This window comes from Shewanella sp. MM_2022_3, assembly GCF_022557375.1.
Taxonomy (GTDB): Bacteria; Pseudomonadota; Gammaproteobacteria; order Enterobacterales; family Shewanellaceae; genus Shewanella; species Shewanella xiamenensis.
Genome location: NZ_JAKZGV010000136.1, coordinates 1 through 255 on the forward strand (window position 1 = coordinate 1; position 255 = coordinate 255).

1 rRNA gene is annotated in these 255 nt (G+C 46.3%); it reads right to left on the minus strand.

Annotated features, from left to right (window positions below):
* Positions 1-210, minus strand: a 23S ribosomal RNA gene (locus MMG82_RS21495); the annotation flags it as partial.
* Between the last annotated feature and the right edge of the window lie 45 nt (positions 211-255).

Genomic DNA, 255 nt, shown 5'->3' on the forward strand with positions numbered 1-255 from the left:
AAGGGTACTTAGATGTTTCAGTTCCCCTCGTTTGCCTCATTAAGCTATGTATTCACTTAATGATGACCGCTTATGCGGCCGGGTTCCCCCATTCGGACATCGTTAGCTCAAATGCTTGTTACTAGCTTGCCAACGCTTTTCGCAAGTTACTACGTCCTTCATCGCCTCTGACTGCCAAGGCATCCACCGTATACGCTTAGTCGCTTAACCATACAACCCAAATAGGTTTCACTTACGTGAGCCACTTGAATTGTT